This is a genomic window from Nocardia sp. NPDC055053 (genome assembly GCF_053608285.1).
Genome location: NZ_JBSGVD010000007.1, coordinates 50,225 through 65,380 on the forward strand (window position 1 = coordinate 50,225; position 15,156 = coordinate 65,380).

The 15,156-nt window shown below is 68.8% G+C and carries 18 protein-coding genes; 9 read left to right on the forward strand and 9 right to left on the reverse strand.

Going from position 1 to position 15,156, the window contains the following annotated elements:
* Positions 1 to 3: 3 nt before the first annotated feature.
* The 3 genes from ACWF82_RS09610 to ACWF82_RS09620 all read right to left on the reverse strand — a co-directional run bounded on the left by ACWF82_RS09610 (position 4) and on the right by ACWF82_RS09620 (position 1,881).
* Positions 4 to 231: a 4Fe-4S dicluster domain-containing protein gene (locus tag ACWF82_RS09610; RefSeq protein ID WP_019046727.1), complete on the reverse strand. Its 228-nt coding sequence runs from the start codon at positions 229 to 231 to the stop codon at positions 4 to 6.
* Entirely contained in the window at positions 232 to 1,008 is a 777-nt protein-coding gene (locus ACWF82_RS09615; protein ID WP_452499716.1) for a GntR family transcriptional regulator, read from the reverse strand.
* 198 nt (positions 1,009 to 1,206) lie between these two features.
* Positions 1,207 to 1,881, reverse strand: coding sequence for a PaaI family thioesterase (locus tag ACWF82_RS09620; protein ID WP_452499718.1), 675 nt, complete (start codon positions 1,879 to 1,881; stop codon positions 1,207 to 1,209).
* Between the two features lie 194 nt (positions 1,882 to 2,075).
* Here ACWF82_RS09620 and ACWF82_RS09625 point away from each other — a divergent pair, with 194 nt between their 5' ends.
* Positions 2,076 to 2,726, forward strand: coding sequence for an HAD family hydrolase (locus ACWF82_RS09625; RefSeq protein WP_452499719.1), 651 nt, complete (start codon positions 2,076 to 2,078; stop codon positions 2,724 to 2,726).
* A 6-nt stretch (positions 2,727 to 2,732) separates the two neighbouring features.
* On the opposite strand, the gene ACWF82_RS09630 is transcribed toward ACWF82_RS09625, so the two are convergent.
* Positions 2,733 to 3,257 (reverse strand): DinB family protein, encoded by a 525-nt coding sequence (locus ACWF82_RS09630; RefSeq protein WP_452499721.1) that lies wholly within the window; start codon positions 3,255 to 3,257, stop codon positions 2,733 to 2,735.
* Between the two features lie 129 nt (positions 3,258 to 3,386).
* Between ACWF82_RS09630 and ACWF82_RS09635 the strand changes: the two genes are divergently transcribed.
* On the forward strand, positions 3,387 to 3,881 hold the full coding sequence (locus ACWF82_RS09635) for a hypothetical protein (RefSeq protein WP_452499723.1): 495 nt from the start codon (positions 3,387 to 3,389) through the stop codon (positions 3,879 to 3,881).
* A gap of 16 nt (positions 3,882 to 3,897) precedes the next feature.
* Here ACWF82_RS09635 and ACWF82_RS09640 read toward each other — a convergent pair whose 3' ends face one another.
* From ACWF82_RS09640 to ACWF82_RS09650, 3 genes are all read right to left on the reverse strand, one after another.
* Positions 3,898 to 4,161 (reverse strand): hypothetical protein, encoded by a 264-nt coding sequence (locus ACWF82_RS09640; RefSeq protein WP_452499724.1) that lies wholly within the window; start codon positions 4,159 to 4,161, stop codon positions 3,898 to 3,900.
* Between the two features lie 65 nt (positions 4,162 to 4,226).
* Positions 4,227 to 5,012, reverse strand: a complete 786-nt coding sequence (locus ACWF82_RS09645; protein WP_452499726.1) for an ABC transporter ATP-binding protein — start codon at positions 5,010 to 5,012, stop codon at positions 4,227 to 4,229.
* Positions 5,009 to 5,680: a FadR/GntR family transcriptional regulator gene (locus ACWF82_RS09650; protein WP_452499728.1), complete on the reverse strand. Its 672-nt coding sequence runs from the start codon at positions 5,678 to 5,680 to the stop codon at positions 5,009 to 5,011. Before ACWF82_RS09650 ends, ACWF82_RS09645 begins: the two co-directional genes overlap by 4 nt.
* 263 nt (positions 5,681 to 5,943) lie before the next feature.
* Here ACWF82_RS09650 and ACWF82_RS09655 point away from each other — a divergent pair, with 263 nt between their 5' ends.
* Positions 5,944 to 7,605: a 2-isopropylmalate synthase gene (locus tag ACWF82_RS09655; RefSeq protein ID WP_452500044.1), complete on the forward strand. Its 1,662-nt coding sequence runs from the start codon at positions 5,944 to 5,946 to the stop codon at positions 7,603 to 7,605.
* 159 nt (positions 7,606 to 7,764) lie between these two features.
* Complete coding sequence (locus ACWF82_RS09660; RefSeq protein WP_452499729.1) at positions 7,765 to 8,658, forward strand: haloalkane dehalogenase; 894 nt, start codon at positions 7,765 to 7,767, stop codon at positions 8,656 to 8,658.
* Between the two features lie 18 nt (positions 8,659 to 8,676).
* Here the strand turns inward: ACWF82_RS09660 and ACWF82_RS09665 are convergent, their stop codons facing one another.
* Positions 8,677 to 9,684 carry a YeiH family protein gene (locus tag ACWF82_RS09665; RefSeq protein WP_452499731.1) on the reverse strand — a complete coding sequence of 336 codons (1,008 nt, stop codon included), beginning with the start codon at positions 9,682 to 9,684 and terminating at the stop codon, positions 8,677 to 8,679.
* 108 nt (positions 9,685 to 9,792) lie between these two features.
* On the opposite strand from ACWF82_RS09665, the gene ACWF82_RS09670 reads away from it, so the two are divergent.
* The 3 genes from ACWF82_RS09670 to ACWF82_RS09680 all read left to right on the forward strand — a co-directional run bounded on the left by ACWF82_RS09670 (position 9,793) and on the right by ACWF82_RS09680 (position 12,346).
* Complete coding sequence (locus ACWF82_RS09670; protein ID WP_452499733.1) at positions 9,793 to 10,386, forward strand: YdcF family protein; 594 nt, start codon at positions 9,793 to 9,795, stop codon at positions 10,384 to 10,386.
* A 37-nt stretch (positions 10,387 to 10,423) separates the two neighbouring features.
* Positions 10,424 to 11,380, forward strand: coding sequence for a LysR substrate-binding domain-containing protein (locus ACWF82_RS09675; protein ID WP_452499735.1), 957 nt, complete (start codon positions 10,424 to 10,426; stop codon positions 11,378 to 11,380).
* Positions 11,381 to 11,512: 132 nt separating this feature from the next.
* Positions 11,513 to 12,346, forward strand: coding sequence for an IclR family transcriptional regulator (locus ACWF82_RS09680; RefSeq protein WP_452499737.1), 834 nt, complete (start codon positions 11,513 to 11,515; stop codon positions 12,344 to 12,346).
* A gap of 5 nt (positions 12,347 to 12,351) precedes the next feature.
* Here the strand turns inward: ACWF82_RS09680 and ACWF82_RS09685 are convergent, their stop codons facing one another.
* Complete coding sequence (locus ACWF82_RS09685) at positions 12,352 to 14,049, reverse strand: FAD-binding dehydrogenase (protein WP_452499739.1); 1,698 nt, start codon at positions 14,047 to 14,049, stop codon at positions 12,352 to 12,354.
* Between the two features lie 38 nt (positions 14,050 to 14,087).
* Between ACWF82_RS09685 and ACWF82_RS09690 the strand changes: the two genes are divergently transcribed.
* Positions 14,088 to 14,303: a hypothetical protein gene (locus ACWF82_RS09690; RefSeq protein ID WP_452499741.1), complete on the forward strand. Its 216-nt coding sequence runs from the start codon at positions 14,088 to 14,090 to the stop codon at positions 14,301 to 14,303.
* A 230-nt stretch (positions 14,304 to 14,533) separates the two neighbouring features.
* Entirely contained in the window at positions 14,534 to 15,148 is a 615-nt protein-coding gene (locus tag ACWF82_RS09695) for a cutinase family protein (protein WP_452499743.1), read from the forward strand.
* Positions 15,149 to 15,156: the final 8 nt, after the last annotated feature.

A 15,156-nucleotide genomic window follows, 5' to 3' on the forward strand; every position in this document is an offset into this window, starting at 1 on the left:
GGTTCAGCGGAGCAGATAGGGCATGTTGACGGTGACGGCGCCGGTGGGGCAGCGGGCCGCGCAGGGCCCGCAGTACCAGCACTCGTCGACGTGCATGTAGGCCTTGCCCGAATCCTCGTGGATGGCAAGGGAATCGAGCGGACACATATCGACGCACAGGGTGCAGCCGGTGATGCACAGCGATTCGTCGATCGTCACGGGGACGTCGGCACGCTGGGGGACCAGTGCCATCTACAGGACCTTCCATTCGGGTGCGGTGCGGGTGAGGCTGCCGCGCATGGTGATGCGGTCACCGCGCATGCGGATGTACTCGAGGTCGACGGGTCGGCCGTCGTCGAGATGGGTGAGGCGCTCGAGCATCAGCAGCGGAGCACCCGCCGGTGTGTCGAGGGTCGTCGCGGTGTGCGGATCGGCCGCCACCGCTTCGAGGGCGAGTTCGGCGGCGCCGAGGGACTGCCCGGTGACCTGCTCGAGCAGGACGAAGACGTCTGTGGTCTCGAGATCGTTGGCCAGCACGGCAGCGCCGACATCGGGGGCGAGATAGGTGAGATCGAGGCTCAATGGCAGGTCGGCGAGGAAACGTAGCCGCTCGATGTAGACCACGCGGTCGCCGGGCGCGAGACCGAGCCTGCGCGCGACGGCCGGGGGAGCGGTGATGTGGGTGGCCGCGCGCACCTCGTTGCGGACGGTGCCGTGTTCCTTGAGCGTCTCCTGCAAGCCGAGCAGCGCGTCCAGGCCGTGGTCGTATTTGCGGGCCGCGACGCGGGTGCCGACCTTCGGCGCGCGATCGATGAGGCCTTCGGCGCGTAGCAGCGCCAGCGCCTCACGGACAGTGTTGCGGGAGGTGTCGTGCTCGGCGGCGAGCTCCTGCTCGCCGGGCAGCGCGCCCTCGACCGCGCCGGCCAGGATCTGGTGGCGCAGGATGTCGGCCACCCGGCGCGCCCGATCGGCGCGCTGGCCTCGAATCGGGGTGGGCTCTGCGGCTGCCGTTTTCTCGCTGACCTGCATGAACAGCGACGATAGCGGCCATTATGCGGGCCGGAGCCCGGCGTGAAACGGGCTCGAATTCAGGGGATGTTTCTACGCCGGATGACCATCGCCGGGACCTGCGGTGATCGCGCCGCGCGCGGGTATTACGCCACCCCGGCCGGTCCGGGTGACATTCGGATCACGTCGATCGCAATGTCGCCCGGTGACCGGAGGGGATCAGGGCTGACCGGGCTTGAGGAGGATGAACAGGCCGTTCGCCTCCGCGCATAGGCGCTCGCCGTCGTGCATCGTCGCCCGCAGATACACCTTGCGGCCGTCGGTGCGCTCGACCCACGCGCGGATCGTCAGCTCCCGGTTGAGCGGGGTGATCGAGCGGTAGTCGATGGTCAGCGACGCGGTGCGGGTGACGGCCTTGGTGTGCACCGCGGCGGTCATGCCGAGGATGTCGTCGAAGGCGACGCCGATCTGGCCGCCGTGCGCCGCGCTGTTGCCGCCGAGATGGAAGGTACGGAAGGTCAGCTTGGCGGTGACACCGTCCTCATCGGCGCTGTCCACCGTGTACGGCGGCAGCGTGATGTTGCCGCGTGAGGGCAGATCGGTGCGGGTCCAGCTCGGTGCCGACCACTCGTCCACGACCGCCGCGTCGAGGCGGGCGTTGAGCTGCTCGAGCGTCGAGATCGCGTCCTTGGCCAGTTCGTCGGACGGGTTGATCAGGCGCACGCGGTCCATCAGCTCGCGCACCTGTTCGATCAGTTCCCCGTAGTGCGGGCCGCCGATCGTGTGGCCCAGTTTCGCTTCCTTGCGCTGCTGGATCAGCTCGGCGATCGGCCGGAACCCGCCTTCGTGGTGCTCTGCGTCCGGCAGCGAAGCGCCGACCTGTGTATCGTCCATATGCAACACGTTATCGCTGCCGAGCTGGATGTTCGCGTCCGGTGTCCCACTTCGGCGCGCGCTCGTGACACGGCTCACCGCCGCAGGCCCGCCTCTATTAGGCTGGGTGTCGATCACCGAGCAGGTCTGTACGTACCGGAAGGGCCGGCGCGCCCGCGTGGTGCCCGGCGGAGGAACGGCGAAAGGCTGAGCGCATGGGTATCGCGGCGGTTGTGTTCGACATGGACGGCGTGCTGATCGATTCCGAGCCCATCTGGGAACAGGTCCGGCGCGACTATGTCGAACGCAAAGGCGGCCGGTGGCAACCGGATTCGCAGCGCAAGATGATGGGCATGACCACCGCCGAGTGGGCCGCCTACATGAGTGACGACCTCGGCGTCGCCATGCCGCTCGACGAGATCTCGACCAAGGTGATCGACCTGATGGCCGACAGGTACGCCCATCACGTGCCGTTGCTGCCGGGAGCGGTCGAGGCGGTGCAGCGGTGCGCCGGTCAGTGGAAACTCGGCCTTGCCAGTTCCTCGCCGCGTACCCTCATCGACCTGGTGCTCGCGAAATCCGGTCTGCTGGAGTACTTCTCGGCGATCCTGTCGACCGAGGAGATCGGCAGGGGCAAGCCGGCGCCGGATGTGTACCTCACCGTCGCGCGGCGGCTCGGGGTCGATCCGAAGGACTGTACCGCCGTGGAGGATTCGACCAACGGATTGCTCTCCGCGCACACGGCGGGCATGCGCCTGATCGCCTGCCCCCGCCCGGAGTTCCCGCCGGCACCCGACGCGCTGGCGCCGGCCGCTGTGGTGATCGACGATCTCGACCAGCTGACCCCCGAGGTGGTCACCGGCTGACCGGAGTCAGAAGCTGCCGGTGACGCCGTCGATCCGTTCCCGCAACAGGTCGGCGTGGCCGTTGTGCCTGGCGTACTCCTCGATCATGTGCAGATACGCCCAGCGCAGGGTGTAGCCGTCGGAACGCCACGGGACAGGGAAGACATGGTCGAGCGGCAGTTCGGCGACGGCCGCGTCGCAGGCGGCGACCTCGGCGTGGAACGCGGCGAAGACGTCCTCGGCGGGCAGCGCGGCGAGGTCGTCGAAATCGGCGTCGGGCTCGGTCACCGACCCGTAGACCGGCTCGACCGATTCACCCGCCGCCGACACCCGGAACCACCCGCGCTCGACCTCGGTGAGGTGGCGGACCAGCCCGAGCAGCGAGAGCGTCGACGGTGGCACCGACCGGGTCGCGAGCTGCCCGGCGTCGAGACCGCCGCATTTGCCGAGCAAGGTCTGGCGGTGAAAGTCCAACCAGGACTGCAGCATCGGGCGTTCCGCCGCCCCGACGAGGGTCCGCGCCGGCGTGAGTTCGGGTGCTGTCCACGTCACCGGCGCGACGGTACTCCGCGCAGCCCCGGCCCGCAGGTCGTTTTCGTCGGCCGCTGGTGAACATGGCTGCCGATGCCGATTCATCGCTACCACTGTCCTGGCACGCCTTCGATCCGGCACACTGGCCCGATGGGTGCTTACCGTGACGATTCGCCGGAGGTCGTCGTCCACCTCGGCGACGGCTCCGGCGCGCCACGCGCCGTCGACCCGGCCGACCTCGGCACCGATGCCACCGATCCTGCCCCCGACCACCCGTTTCTCCTGCTGACCCGTACCGGGACCGAGCACATCCAGGCCCGCCTTCTCGACGACGGCACCTACGAACTCGAGCACGTCGACGGCGCAGACCACCACCAGCTCTACACCACCGACGCACTGCTGGTTCGCGACATCGTGTGGTCCTGGATCCAGCGGGACCACTGGTGGCATGACACCGTCGCCTGGACCACCGTCGACCCCGCCATCGCCGAACTCGACGCCCTGCGCGCCGAACTGTCCGAGATGCTCGACGGCATCTCGATCATGGACTCGGTCACCGACGAACTCGACCGCGCACTGGCCCGCGCGGACGAATTACTCGGCGCCGACCTGGATTTCGGCGACGACCCGTTCGAATCCGCCTGACACCGGACCTAGCGTGTCAGACGTCTTCCGTGCCCTCGCACCAGTCGTCGAAGGCGTCGAACGCCGCCTTGGCGGGCTCAGGGACGAGATCCTCGACGACGTTTTCGATCGGGTCCCAGATACGGTCGCAGCCCTGTGGCGCCGGTGGCCACGACTCGATGAACTCCACCAGGGTTGATTTCGGTGTTTCGGGCTCCTGAGCGGCGGCGATTCCCGTAGTGGCCAGCGTCAAGCCCGCGGCAACACCCGCGGTGGCGACGATCCGGTGAACGATTCTCATGACATCCTCCTGTCCGTGCCGACAACGTGATGTCCCGCGATCGTAACTCGCGCCATGGTGGGTGGTCAGCGTGCCCTGGCGCCCCAGCGACCCCCGTCGTAGCGCACGTCGATGGGGTGGTCGAAGGCGGTGGAGACGTGGTCGGTGGTGATGACGTCCGGGGCGGGGCCTGCGGCGACGGTGTGGCCGTCGGCGATGAGCAGGGCATGGGTTGTGGTGGTCGGTAGTTCTTCGAGATGGTGGGTGACCAGGATCGATGCCACCTCGGGGTGGGTCTGGTCGAGGGTGTCGACGGTGGTGAGCAGTTGCTCGCGGGCGGCCAGATCGAGGCCGGTGGACGGTTCGTCCAGGAGCAGTACGCGGGGGCCGCTGATGAGGGCGCGGGCGATCAGGGTGCGGCCGCGTTCGCCCTGGGACAGGGTCGGCCAGACGTCCTCGGCTTTGCCGGACAGGCCGAGCGAATCGATGATCGCGTCGGCCCGCGCCAGGTCGTCTGCGGTGGGGGACCAGCGCATCGGGGTGTCGATCGTGCCGGTGATGCCGGTCAGGACGACCTCGCGCACGGTGAGCGGCGAGCGCAGCGGATGCCGCGGGTTGACATGCCCGATCGAGCGGCGCAGCCGCGCCAGCTCCACCCGGCCGAACTGTTCGCCGAGTACCCGCACGGTGCCGGTGGTGGGGAAGGTGACCGCGCCGCAGAAACCGAGCAGGGTGCTCTTGCCCGCACCGTTGGGGCCGAGCAACGCCCAGTGCTCGCCCGCCCGCACGGTCAGCGAGACGCCGTCGATGATCTTCTTGCCGTCACGGCGGAAGGTCACCTCGTCGAGTTCGATCACGGGGGCGGCGGTCATGCGAATGCCTCCTTCAACGCGGACAGGTGGGCGCGGCTGAATTCGGCTGCCGCCGTGGGGTTCCGGTCGGCGACGGCCTGGGCGAGCTGTTCGTGCACGGCGTGGTCGGCCTGTTCCGACGCGACGGGGCGCAGCGCGAGCATGTCGATCATGGCCAGGCGCAGCCGCGGGAGGAAACTGTCGAACAGCTGGGTCAGCACGTCGTTGTGGGCGGCGACGATCACCGCGCGATGAAAGGCCATGTCGGCATCGACGTGCTCGGCCACGGTCTGCCCGTCGGCGCGACGGTTCGCCAGCGCGCGGCGGATGGCGCGAACATCGGCGGGGGTGCGCCGTCGCGCCGCCAAGGCGGCGGCCTCGGCCTCGATGGCGATGCGCGCCTCGATCACCGCGGCGATGGTGGCGCCGCGCAGGACGACATCCCAATCCTCGGTGACATCGAGCGCGGTGACGAACACACCGGCGCCCTGCCTGCTGTCGAGCACTCCCTTGCCCGCCAGCTCCCGGATCGCCTCGCGCAAGGTCGACCGGCCGACGCCCAGCTGGGCGGCGAGCGCCGTCTCGCCGGGTAATCGGTGACCCAGTGGCCACTCTCCGGCACGGATCCGCGTGAGAAGGAGCTCGGCCGCTTGTGCGGCCAACGGCTGACGCCGTACCTGCGATATCACCCGAAAACCTCTCTACTTGTCTGAGGAGTTGTGGTAGAAGTGTACCCATCATGACGCACACCGCGCTTCTCCTCGGCCGCCACGGCGGGGCCTGACCGACCGGCCGCCCCGCCGTGGGGCTCTGTCGTGGCCGGTCGCCGTTATCTCGTGGCCCGATGTGGCCAGGAAGCAGAACAGTCATGAGTGCATTTCCCACCTTGGTGACCCCCGCCGGCGCCGTCGCCGCCGGCGCGCCCGCCTGGAACCGGCAGCGGCATTCGGCCATGCCGTCACACCGCTACCGCGATGTCCACCGGCGCGTGGAAGTTCCTGGTGGACAGCGGGACTGGCCGGACGCCCGGATCATCACCGCCCCGCTGTGGGTTCCGGTAGACCTGCGCGACGGCAATCAGGCGCTGGCCGAACCGATGGATCCCGACCGCAAGGGCCGGTTCTTCGAACTGCTGGTCGCCATGGGGTACAAGGAGATCGAGGTGGGCTACCCCTCCGCCTCACAGACCGATTTCGACTTCGTGCGGCTGCTGGCGCACTCGCCGATCGCGCCACCCGATGTGACCATCGTTGTGTTCACGCCCGCTCGCCGTGACCTGATCGAACGGACCGTCGAATCGGTACGCGGCATCACCAACGAGGTGGTCGTCCACCTCTACACCGCCACCGCGCCGGTCTGGCGGGACGTGGTGCTCGGCAAGGATCGCGGGCAATTGCGCGAGCTGATCCTGGACGGCGCCCGCGCTGTTCTCGCCGAGGCAGGCGACCTGCCGAACGTGCGCTTCCAGTTCTCGCCCGAGGTGTTCAATCTGACCGAACCCGACTTCGCCCTGGAGATCTGCGACGCGGTCACCGAGCTGTGGCAGGCCTCCCCGGAGCGGCCGGTGACCCTGAATCTGCCTGCGACAGTGGAGGTCGCGACACCGAACATCTACGCCGACCAGATCGAGTACATGCATCGCAACCTGGCGCGCCGCGACGGGGTGATCTTGTCGGTGCACCCGCACAACGACCGGGGGACCGGCATCGCCTGCGCCGAACTGGCCGTCCTGGCCGGCGCGCAGCGGGTGGAGGGCTGCGTGTTCGGCAACGGTGAACGCACCGGCAATGTCGACATCGCGACGCTGGCGCTGAATCTGCACGCGCAAGGCGTCGACCCGATGGTCGACTTCTCCGACATCGACGAGATCCGCCGCACCGTCGAGTACTGCACCCGGCTGCCCGTGCACGAAAGGCATCCGTACGTGGGCGATCTCGTGCACACCGCCTTTTCCGGAACGCACCAGGACGCGATCCGCAAGGGCATGGCACACCATCGCACACGCGCGGCCGAAGCCGGAGTCGCCGAGCGCGAGATCGATTGGCAGGTCCCGTATCTGCCGATCGACCCCGCCGACATCGGTCGCTCCTACGACGCCGTGATCCGGGTCAACTCCCAATCCGGCAAGGGCGGCATCGCCTACCTGCTGCAGACCGGGTACGGGCTGGACCTGCCGCGGCGTTTGCAGATCGATCTCGCCCGCCGGGTGCAAGAGCACGCCGACGACACCGGTGTGGAGGTCACCGCCAAGGAGCTGTTCACGCTGTTCGAACAGGCCTACACGTCGGCCGAGCCGCGAATCGCTTTGGCGCAGTGGCGGGTTGCCGAGGGCGCCACGGAGATCGTGCTCGAGATCGACGGTCGCGAACTGTGTTCGGTGCATCGCGATGTCGGCCCGGTCGACGCGGTGACGACCGCCCTCGCCGCGGCGGGATACCCCGTGGAGATCCTGGGTCTGACACAGCATTCGGTCGGCCAGGGCGCCGACAGCACGGCCGTGAGCTACCTGGAATACCGGGTGGGCGGCCGCACCGGCTGGGCCTACGGCCGGAGCAAGTCGGTGATCGCGGCGTCGCTCGACGCGGTGATGAACGCGGTGAACGCGCGAACGTAGGCCGTGAGTGGGGCGGCGGAGTGACCGTCGCCCCACGTGACCCGGCAACGATGGCCACGAAAAACCTGTGGGCGACAAACGAATTCAGGCCGACTCGACGACGGGGGCTACCGAGATCTCGGGTACGACACCTGTAGTCTGGCGTCGGAGGGAGGACTCATGATGATCGACTTTGTTCCCGACCGGAACCTGTACCCGTTCGAGTCCCGGTGGTTCGACTCGTCCGCCGGCCGGGTGCACTACATCGACGAGGGGACCGGACCGCCGATCCTGTTCTGTCACGGCGCTCCGTCGTGGAGCTTCGTCTACCGCCACATCGTGCGGAACCTGCGGGATCGGTACCGATGTATCGCCGTCGACAATCCGGGCTTCGGATTGTCCGAACGTCCCGCGGGCTACGGCTACACCGTCGCCGAGCACACCGCCGTCCTCGGCGAGCTGATCGATCACCTGAAGCTCGACGACTTCGTCGTGATGGGCCACGACTGGGGCGGACCCATCGGCCTCGGCGCGGCCACCACTCGCGCGGATCGGGTGCGGGGAATCGTGCTGGGCAACACCGTGTTCTGGCCGATGGAAGCGCTGGCCAACAAGGCGTTCAGCACGATCATGAGCAGCAGGCCGATGCAGCGGCGGATTCTCGAACAGAATTTCCTCGTCGAGCGCGTCCTGCTGGCAGAACTGGGCCGCAAGCTCACCCAGGCCGAGGCCGACCACTACCGCGCGGTACAGCCCAGCGCGGAAGCCCGGTGCGGACTCGCCGCGACGCCCAAGGAGATTCGCGCCGCACGTCCGCTCCTGGACCGGCTCGCCCGAGACGTGCCCGCCCTGCTCGGCGACAAGCCGACCCTGCTGGTCTGGGGCATGAAGGATATGGCGTTCCGTCCGAATGCCTATCTTCCGCGCATGCGTACCGTCTTCACGGATGTCGACGTAGTCGAGCTGCCGCGGGCGGGCCACTTCATTCAGGAACACGAACCGGACGTGATCACGGCGGCGATCGCCCGGCGATTTCCGGCGAGTGGATCTTCGGAACCATCACCTGGCCGGTGAGGGACGGATCCGCGCCGTTCAGCACCAGCCGGTGAGGAACATCAGGCCCAGGCTGGCTACACCGAGGATCAGGCCGAGCGCGCCACCGAGGAGCAGGGGGCGGATACCCGCGCTGCGGAGCCGCTCGACGCTGAACGAAGTACCGATCGCGGCGAGGACCGCGGCGATGAGCCAGCTGCTGGTCGTGGCCAGCGGTGCGGTCAGCGCGCCGGGCAGGATGCCGAGGCCGGCGACGATCGAGGCGGCCAGGAACAGGACGACGAACAGGGGGAACGCCTGGCGCAGCGAACCCGCGGGTGCGCCGGTCTCCTCGACGAGGTGACGACGCCCGACGTGCAGGCCCAGACACAGCGGAATGATGGCCAGACTCCGCACCAGCTTCACGATCACCGCGAAATGCGCCGCACCTGTGCCGAAGACGACGCCCGCCGCCAGCACCGAGGAGGTGTCGTTGATCGCGGTTCCCACCCACAGGCCGAACGCTTCCTGCGACAGGCCGAGTGCGCGGCCGAGCGGCGGATACACCAGCACGGCAGTGACATTGAAGACGAAGATGGTGCCCAGCGCGTAGGCGACCCGCTGTTTGTCCGGGCGCAGTACCGCGGTTGCCGCCGCGATCGCGGACGCGCCGCAGATCGTCGTCCCCACGGCCACCAGCGTCGCCGATTCCCGGTCGACCGCCAGCATCCGGCCGACGCAGAACGCCGCCACCGCGCCGACGACGAGCGTCCCGAGCAGCACGAGCGCCGTCTCCCGTCCCACGCTCAGCACCGACCCCAGCGGCAGCCCTAGCCCGAGCAGCACGATCGCCAGCCCGAGCAACCGCTGCCGGGCGACCTCGAGCCCTGGACCGAACAGCTCGTCGGTCGACTCCTGCCGCCGCAGCACCATCCCGGCGGCTGCGCCCGCACCCAGCGCCAGTACGGGAGCACCGATCATCGGCAGTGCCTTGCCGACCGGCGTCGCCACGGTAGCCACGAGTGCGGCGAGGGCCAGACCGGGAGCGAAGGTGCGTACGCGATTCACTCCACTACCTTCGCCGCACCGAAGAATAGGAGGTAGAGGCCGGTTTCCGAGGAGCTCATAATTATGGCTTATGGGATGGGGGTTCGGTGGGTGTGCTTTCCTGGAGGGGTGCGGAAACGAACCCGGCTGACGATCGCCGCCGGTATCGGTCTGATGCTGTGGGGTGAATGGGCGAACTGGCGCGCGTCCCGGCGGGGCGTCGGGCCCGTGCGCGCCGGGTCCGAGGCGGTCGTTGTCCTCGGCTATCGCAACACGGGGGAACGAGCCAACGCCATGAACCGGTGGCGGGTCCGTGCCGGTTTGCGTTCCATCGACCCGGGTGCGACCGAGACCCGCCTCGTACTGTGCGGGGCAGCCTGCGCGGGCCCGGTACCGGAAGCCACGCTGATGGCGGAGTACGCGACACAAGCGCGCGGATACCGCGGGGAACTCGTGCTCGAGGATTCGAGCCGATCCACTTGGGAGAACATCGCTTTCGCGATCCCGTATCTGAAGGACGCCGACCGGATCAAGATCGTCTCACTGCCCACCCACGCCGCGACGGGCCGCGACTACCTCGCGGAACAGAGCCCGGAACTGGCCGTGCGCCTCGTCCCGGGACGGGAATACCGATTCGGCGAATGGATGCCGCTGAAACCGGTCGTCGCCCTCTACGGCGTGGTGAAGGATCTGCGCCACCGACTCCGCTCCGGCGACGCCTGATGCGGAGCGACAGCGCCGCCTCACCCATAATCGGCGCATGACGCTGCCACCCGGAGCCCCCGATCTGGAGGTGCTCGACCTCCTCGTATCGGTGTCCGAACTGGGCAGCCTGGGTGCCGCCGCCCGCAGACACGGCATCAGCCAGCCCGCGGCGAGCATGCGGATCAGCGCGCTGGAACGCCGGATGCGGGTGAAACTGCTCGACCGGGGGCCGACCGGCTCCGAGCTGACCGACGCGGGCCGCGCCGTCGTCGACCACGCGCGCACCGTCCTCGCGGCCGTGCGCGATCTCGTCGACGACGTCGACCGCCTGCGCGCGGCCCAGGCCCCGCGCCTGCGCATCGCCGCCTCGAAAACGATTGCCGACCACCGCATTCCACACTGGCTTGCCGCGCTGCGCACCGACCATCCCGAGGTCCTGATCTCCCTCGAAGTGGAGAACTCGACCCAGGTCGCCGCCCTCGTCCGCGACGGCGTCGCCGACCTCGGATTCGTCGAAGGCCCGCATCCACCCGCCGGTCTCGGCAGCCGGGTGCTCGGCACCGACGACCTGGTCGTCGTCGTGGCGCCGGACCACCCGTGGGCACGCCGCACGACACCGGTCGCCCTTGCCGAATTGGCAGGCACCGCACTGCTGTGGCGCGAACCCGGCTCCGGCACCCGCGACACCGTCTGGGATCTGCTCAGCACCGCCGCGACACCCACCGGACCGGCCGCGGAACTGGGATCGGCCGCGGCGATCGTCGCCGCGGCCAGAACAGGTATGGCGCCGGCCGTCTTGAGCCGTTTGATCGCGGCACCCGATCTCGCCACCGGCGCCCTGGTCGCCGTTCCGTCCGCCGACGCTGCCCGGCTGACCCGCAAATTCCGCGCCATCTGGCGCCGCAACACCCCGCCCTCTGGGCCGGGCGAACTGCTCGTAGAACGCGCTGCCCAGCTGGAGAATGCCCGATCGCGGACCCGGCGCCCGTCGTCGAGGCAGGAACCGGCATAACCCCGAACCTGCTCGGCAACACGTGACGGGGTTACGGAATCGCCTGGTGAACCGGATGGTCCAGCGAAATGGTGCAGAAGCGGAGCAGACAGCTCTAGTCTGTATCCGCTACACACTGTGGAGGTTGGATCAATGACGGTCGAGATCGTGACCGAGCCGGCGCCGGAGGACCTGTGGACCGGATCAGGTCGGGCCGCCGGAGGTCCGCCGACGTCGATGATCGAGCGGATGACGCTGATCCTCGACGCGTTCGATGCGACCACCCCCACCCTCACCCTGCTCGGCTTGGCCGAACGCACCGGACTGCCGCGCTCGACCGTGCACCGCATCCTCGACCAGATGATCCGGCTGCGCTGGCTCGCACACACTCCCGGCGGCTACCGTCTCGGCCTGCGCGTGCTCGAACTCGGCGGGCTGGCCGCCGAGCACAACGAATTGCGCGAGGTCGTCGGGCCGCTGCTCTACGACCTCAGCCAGCGCACCGGCCTGATCGGTCACCTCGCCGTCCTCGACGGGCGTGAGGTGCTGTTCCTCGACCGCGCGGGCGGACGCAGCCAGGTCGCCATCCCGACCCGCGTCGGCGGCCGACTGCCCGCGCACTGCACCGCACTCGGCAAAGCCCTGCTGGCGACCCTCGAACCGGGCATCGCCGAAGGCTCGCTGCGTGGCAACGCCACCCCGCGCACGGCCCGCACGATCGTCGATCGTGCCGAACTGCATCGCGAACTCGCCCGCATCCGCAACCGGCAGGGCGTCGCCGTCGACACCGAGGAATCGATGCCCGGCGTCGGCTGCGTGGCGGTGCCGATCCGCGGCCGTGGCGTCGCGCTGGCCGCTATCTCGCTGTCGGGCACGGTGAACGGCGACCGCAGCGCACTCGACACCGCCCGGCTGGCGCGGGCACTGGCCGAGGTCGCCAAGGAAGCGGCACGCGCCCTGGCACCCCGGCACGGCCGCCCCCTCTAGACCACTCAGTCCGCCGCGCGGTGCTTCGCCATCGCACGGCCCGCCGCGCGACCGGAGAAGATGCAGCCGCCGAGGAACGTGCCCTCCAGTGCGTTGTAGCCGTGCACGCCGCCACCGCCGAAGCCCGCGACCTCACCGGCCGCGAAGAGACCGGGGAAGGCCGAGCCGTCGGGACGCAGCACCTGCGAGTCGAGGTCGGTCTGCAAGCCGCCCAGCGTCTTGCGGGTCAGGATGTTGAGCCGCACCGCGATGAGCGGGCCCTGGGCGGGGTCGAGAATGCGATGCGGTTTGACGACCCGGCCCGCCTTGTCGCCGAAGTACTTGCGCGCGTTGGTGATCGCGGCGAGCTGGGCGTCCTTGGTGTAGGGATTGGTGACTTCGCGGTCTCTGGCCACGATCTGGCGTTCCAGCTCGGCCGCGTCCAGCCGGGGGCCGCGGGCGATCTTGTTCATGCCGTCGACGAGGTCGGCGAGCGAATCGGCGACGACGAAGTCCACGCCGTGCTGCTTGAACGCCTCCACCGGGCCCGGCGCGCCCTTGGCGACCCGGCTGCGCAACGTGAGCTTGAGATCCTTGCCGGTGATATCGGGATTCTGCTCCGACCCCGACAGTGCGAATTCCTTCTCGATGATCGTCTGGTTCAGCACGAACCACGAGTAGTCGTACCCGGTCGACAGGATCCGGCGCATGGTCTCGTTGGTGTCGAAACCGGGGAAACACGGTGCGGGCATGCGGGTTCCGTTCGCGTCGAACCACAGCGACGACGGACCCGGAATGATCCGGATGGCGTGATCGGGCCAGATCGGATCCCAGTTGTTGATGCCCTCGGTGTAGTGCCACATCCGGTCGCGGTTCACCAGGGCGGCGCCGGCCTGCTCGGAGATGCCGAGCATCCGGCCGTCGACATAGGCCGGTACGCCCGAGATCATCGTCTCCGGGCAGGGGCCGAGGCGTTCGGTGGGCCAGTTGCGGCGGATCAGCTCGTGCGCGTGCCCGATGCCGCCCGAACTCACCAGGACCGAGGGCGCGTGGAAGGTGAACTCGCCCACCACATCCCGGTTGGAGGCGACGCCGCGTTCGGTGTCGCTCGGCGCGAGAACGCTGCCGCTGATCCCGGTGACGGCGCCGTCGTCGACGATCAGCTCGTCGACGCGATGCCGAAACGCGAAGCGCACCAGCCCGCGAGCCTCACCGGCAAGCACGGGTTCGAGGAAGACCCGGACCACCTCGGGTCCGGTGCCCCAGGTGAGGTGGAACCGGGGCACCGAGTTGCCGTGCCCGTCGGCGAGCCCGCCGCCACGTTCGGCCCAGCCGACCAGGGGTGTGACGCGTAAGCCCAAGGCGTGCAGGTAGTCCCGCTTCTCCTCGGTCGCGAACCGGACGTAGGCCCGCGCCCACTGACGCGCCATCCGGTCTTCGTCCTCGCGGTCGAAACCCGCCGAACCGAGCCAATCCTGCAGTGCCAGGTCGTAGGAGTCCTTGATGCCGAGCCTGCGCTGCTCGGGGCTGTCGACGAAGAACAGGCCGCCCAGCGACCAGAAAGCCTGCCCGCCGAGATTGGCGCGGTTCTCCTGGTCGACCACCAGGACTTTGCGTCCCGCCAGCACCAGTTCATGGGTGGCGACCAGGCCTGCGAGGCCGGCTCCGACGACGATCGCGTCGGGGATGAAATCGTCGGTGTCTTCTGGCACAGTGCTCGGCATGCTACGGAACGTAGCAGCATCAGAGACTTGGGGAATCCATGAACGTCCGAACCCGCACCGGCGCCGCCGTGCTCGTCCTCGCGGTCGCCGCCGGTCTGGGCGCCACCTCCTGCTCGCGCAGCGAGCGCTGGTGCGAACGTGACCAGGGCGACGTCCTGGTCGAGAACTCCTACTGCGAGCGCGGCGTCGCCGGCTACGAATGGGAGCCCGACCACGACAAGCCCAAGAAGAAGAAAAAGCCCAAGAAGCACTGACCGCGTCGGCGGCCTTGTGCCGCAGGCGATCCGAGACCTGAACGTGGCGCAAGAGATGCCGAGTTCACGTCGAGTCGATGCAGGTCAACGGGTATTCCATCCTTGAGCGCGCCGAATATCGTTGCGGTGGACGGTGATCGCTCTTTCTTTATTTCTCACAACGGCGTGAGTGGGTGGATGCCATGACCTATCGAAAGGTAATTCGGAACGTCGCAGGACATACAGCGCGAGTGCTGTCGGTGTTGCTACTGGCCGTCGGAATCGGGACAGCGATGTCCCCCGGGCTGACAGCGTGGGCGCAGAGTTGCGCCACGCTGGATGTCGTAGTCGCCCGCGGCACAAACGAACCCGGCTATCTGGGCTCGGTCGTTGGCGACCCGCTCTACGCGGTACTCAGCGCGCAGCTGCCGGTCGACACCTCAGCCCACCGGGTCGAGTACCCGGCGGACCTGCTGGTGCCCTCCTCGGTCTCCGACGGTACAAGGGCGATGACCGGCCACCTGCTCGCGCAGGCCGCCGCGTGCCCCGACCAGCGGTTCGTGCTCGTCGGCTACTCGCAGGGCGCGGCGGTGACCCACGGCGTCCTCGGCTCGCCTGCGATGATGCTGCTGCCGGGAATGTACGTGCTGCCGCCCTGGATGTCCGACCGGGTCGTCGCGGTACTGCTGTTCGGCGACCCGCTCCGGCTCGTCGGCGCCACCGTGGCGCCGTTGTACGCCGACCGCACCGCGAACTATTGCACCGCAGGTGATCCGGTGTGCGCGGGCGGTATCTTCCCGACCGCGCACGGCGCCTACGGCTGGGCGTTCGCGAACGCGGCCGGGCAGGTGAACGGTCGGCTGTGAGCCCGCTG

Excerpts from the sequence above, each read along its gene's own strand:
- ACWF82_RS09655 (WP_452500044.1), top strand. The coding sequence starts at position 5,944 with ATGCCGTCACACCGCTACCGCGATGTCCACCGGCGCGTGGAAGTTCCT.
- ACWF82_RS09660 (WP_452499729.1), top strand. The coding sequence starts at position 7,765 with ATGATGATCGACTTTGTTCCCGACCGGAACCTGTACCCGTTCGAGTCC.
- ACWF82_RS09620 (WP_452499718.1), bottom strand. The coding sequence starts at position 1,881 with ATGGACGATACACAGGTCGGCGCTTCGCTGCCGGACGCAGAGCACCAC.
- ACWF82_RS09685 (WP_452499739.1), bottom strand. The coding sequence starts at position 14,049 with ATGCCGAGCACTGTGCCAGAAGACACCGACGATTTCATCCCCGACGCG.
- ACWF82_RS09615 (WP_452499716.1), bottom strand. The coding sequence starts at position 1,008 with ATGCAGGTCAGCGAGAAAACGGCAGCCGCAGAGCCCACCCCGATTCGA.
- ACWF82_RS09690 (WP_452499741.1), top strand. The coding sequence starts at position 14,088 with ATGAACGTCCGAACCCGCACCGGCGCCGCCGTGCTCGTCCTCGCGGTC.
- ACWF82_RS09625 (WP_452499719.1), top strand. The coding sequence starts at position 2,076 with ATGGGTATCGCGGCGGTTGTGTTCGACATGGACGGCGTGCTGATCGAT.
- ACWF82_RS09675 (WP_452499735.1), top strand. The coding sequence starts at position 10,424 with ATGACGCTGCCACCCGGAGCCCCCGATCTGGAGGTGCTCGACCTCCTC.
- ACWF82_RS09635 (WP_452499723.1), top strand. The coding sequence starts at position 3,387 with ATGGGTGCTTACCGTGACGATTCGCCGGAGGTCGTCGTCCACCTCGGC.
- ACWF82_RS09645 (WP_452499726.1), bottom strand. The coding sequence starts at position 5,012 with ATGACCGCCGCCCCCGTGATCGAACTCGACGAGGTGACCTTCCGCCGT.
- ACWF82_RS09680 (WP_452499737.1), top strand. The coding sequence starts at position 11,513 with ATGACGGTCGAGATCGTGACCGAGCCGGCGCCGGAGGACCTGTGGACC.
- ACWF82_RS09640 (WP_452499724.1), bottom strand. The coding sequence starts at position 4,161 with ATGAGAATCGTTCACCGGATCGTCGCCACCGCGGGTGTTGCCGCGGGC.
- ACWF82_RS09610 (WP_019046727.1), bottom strand. The coding sequence starts at position 231 with ATGGCACTGGTCCCCCAGCGTGCCGACGTCCCCGTGACGATCGACGAA.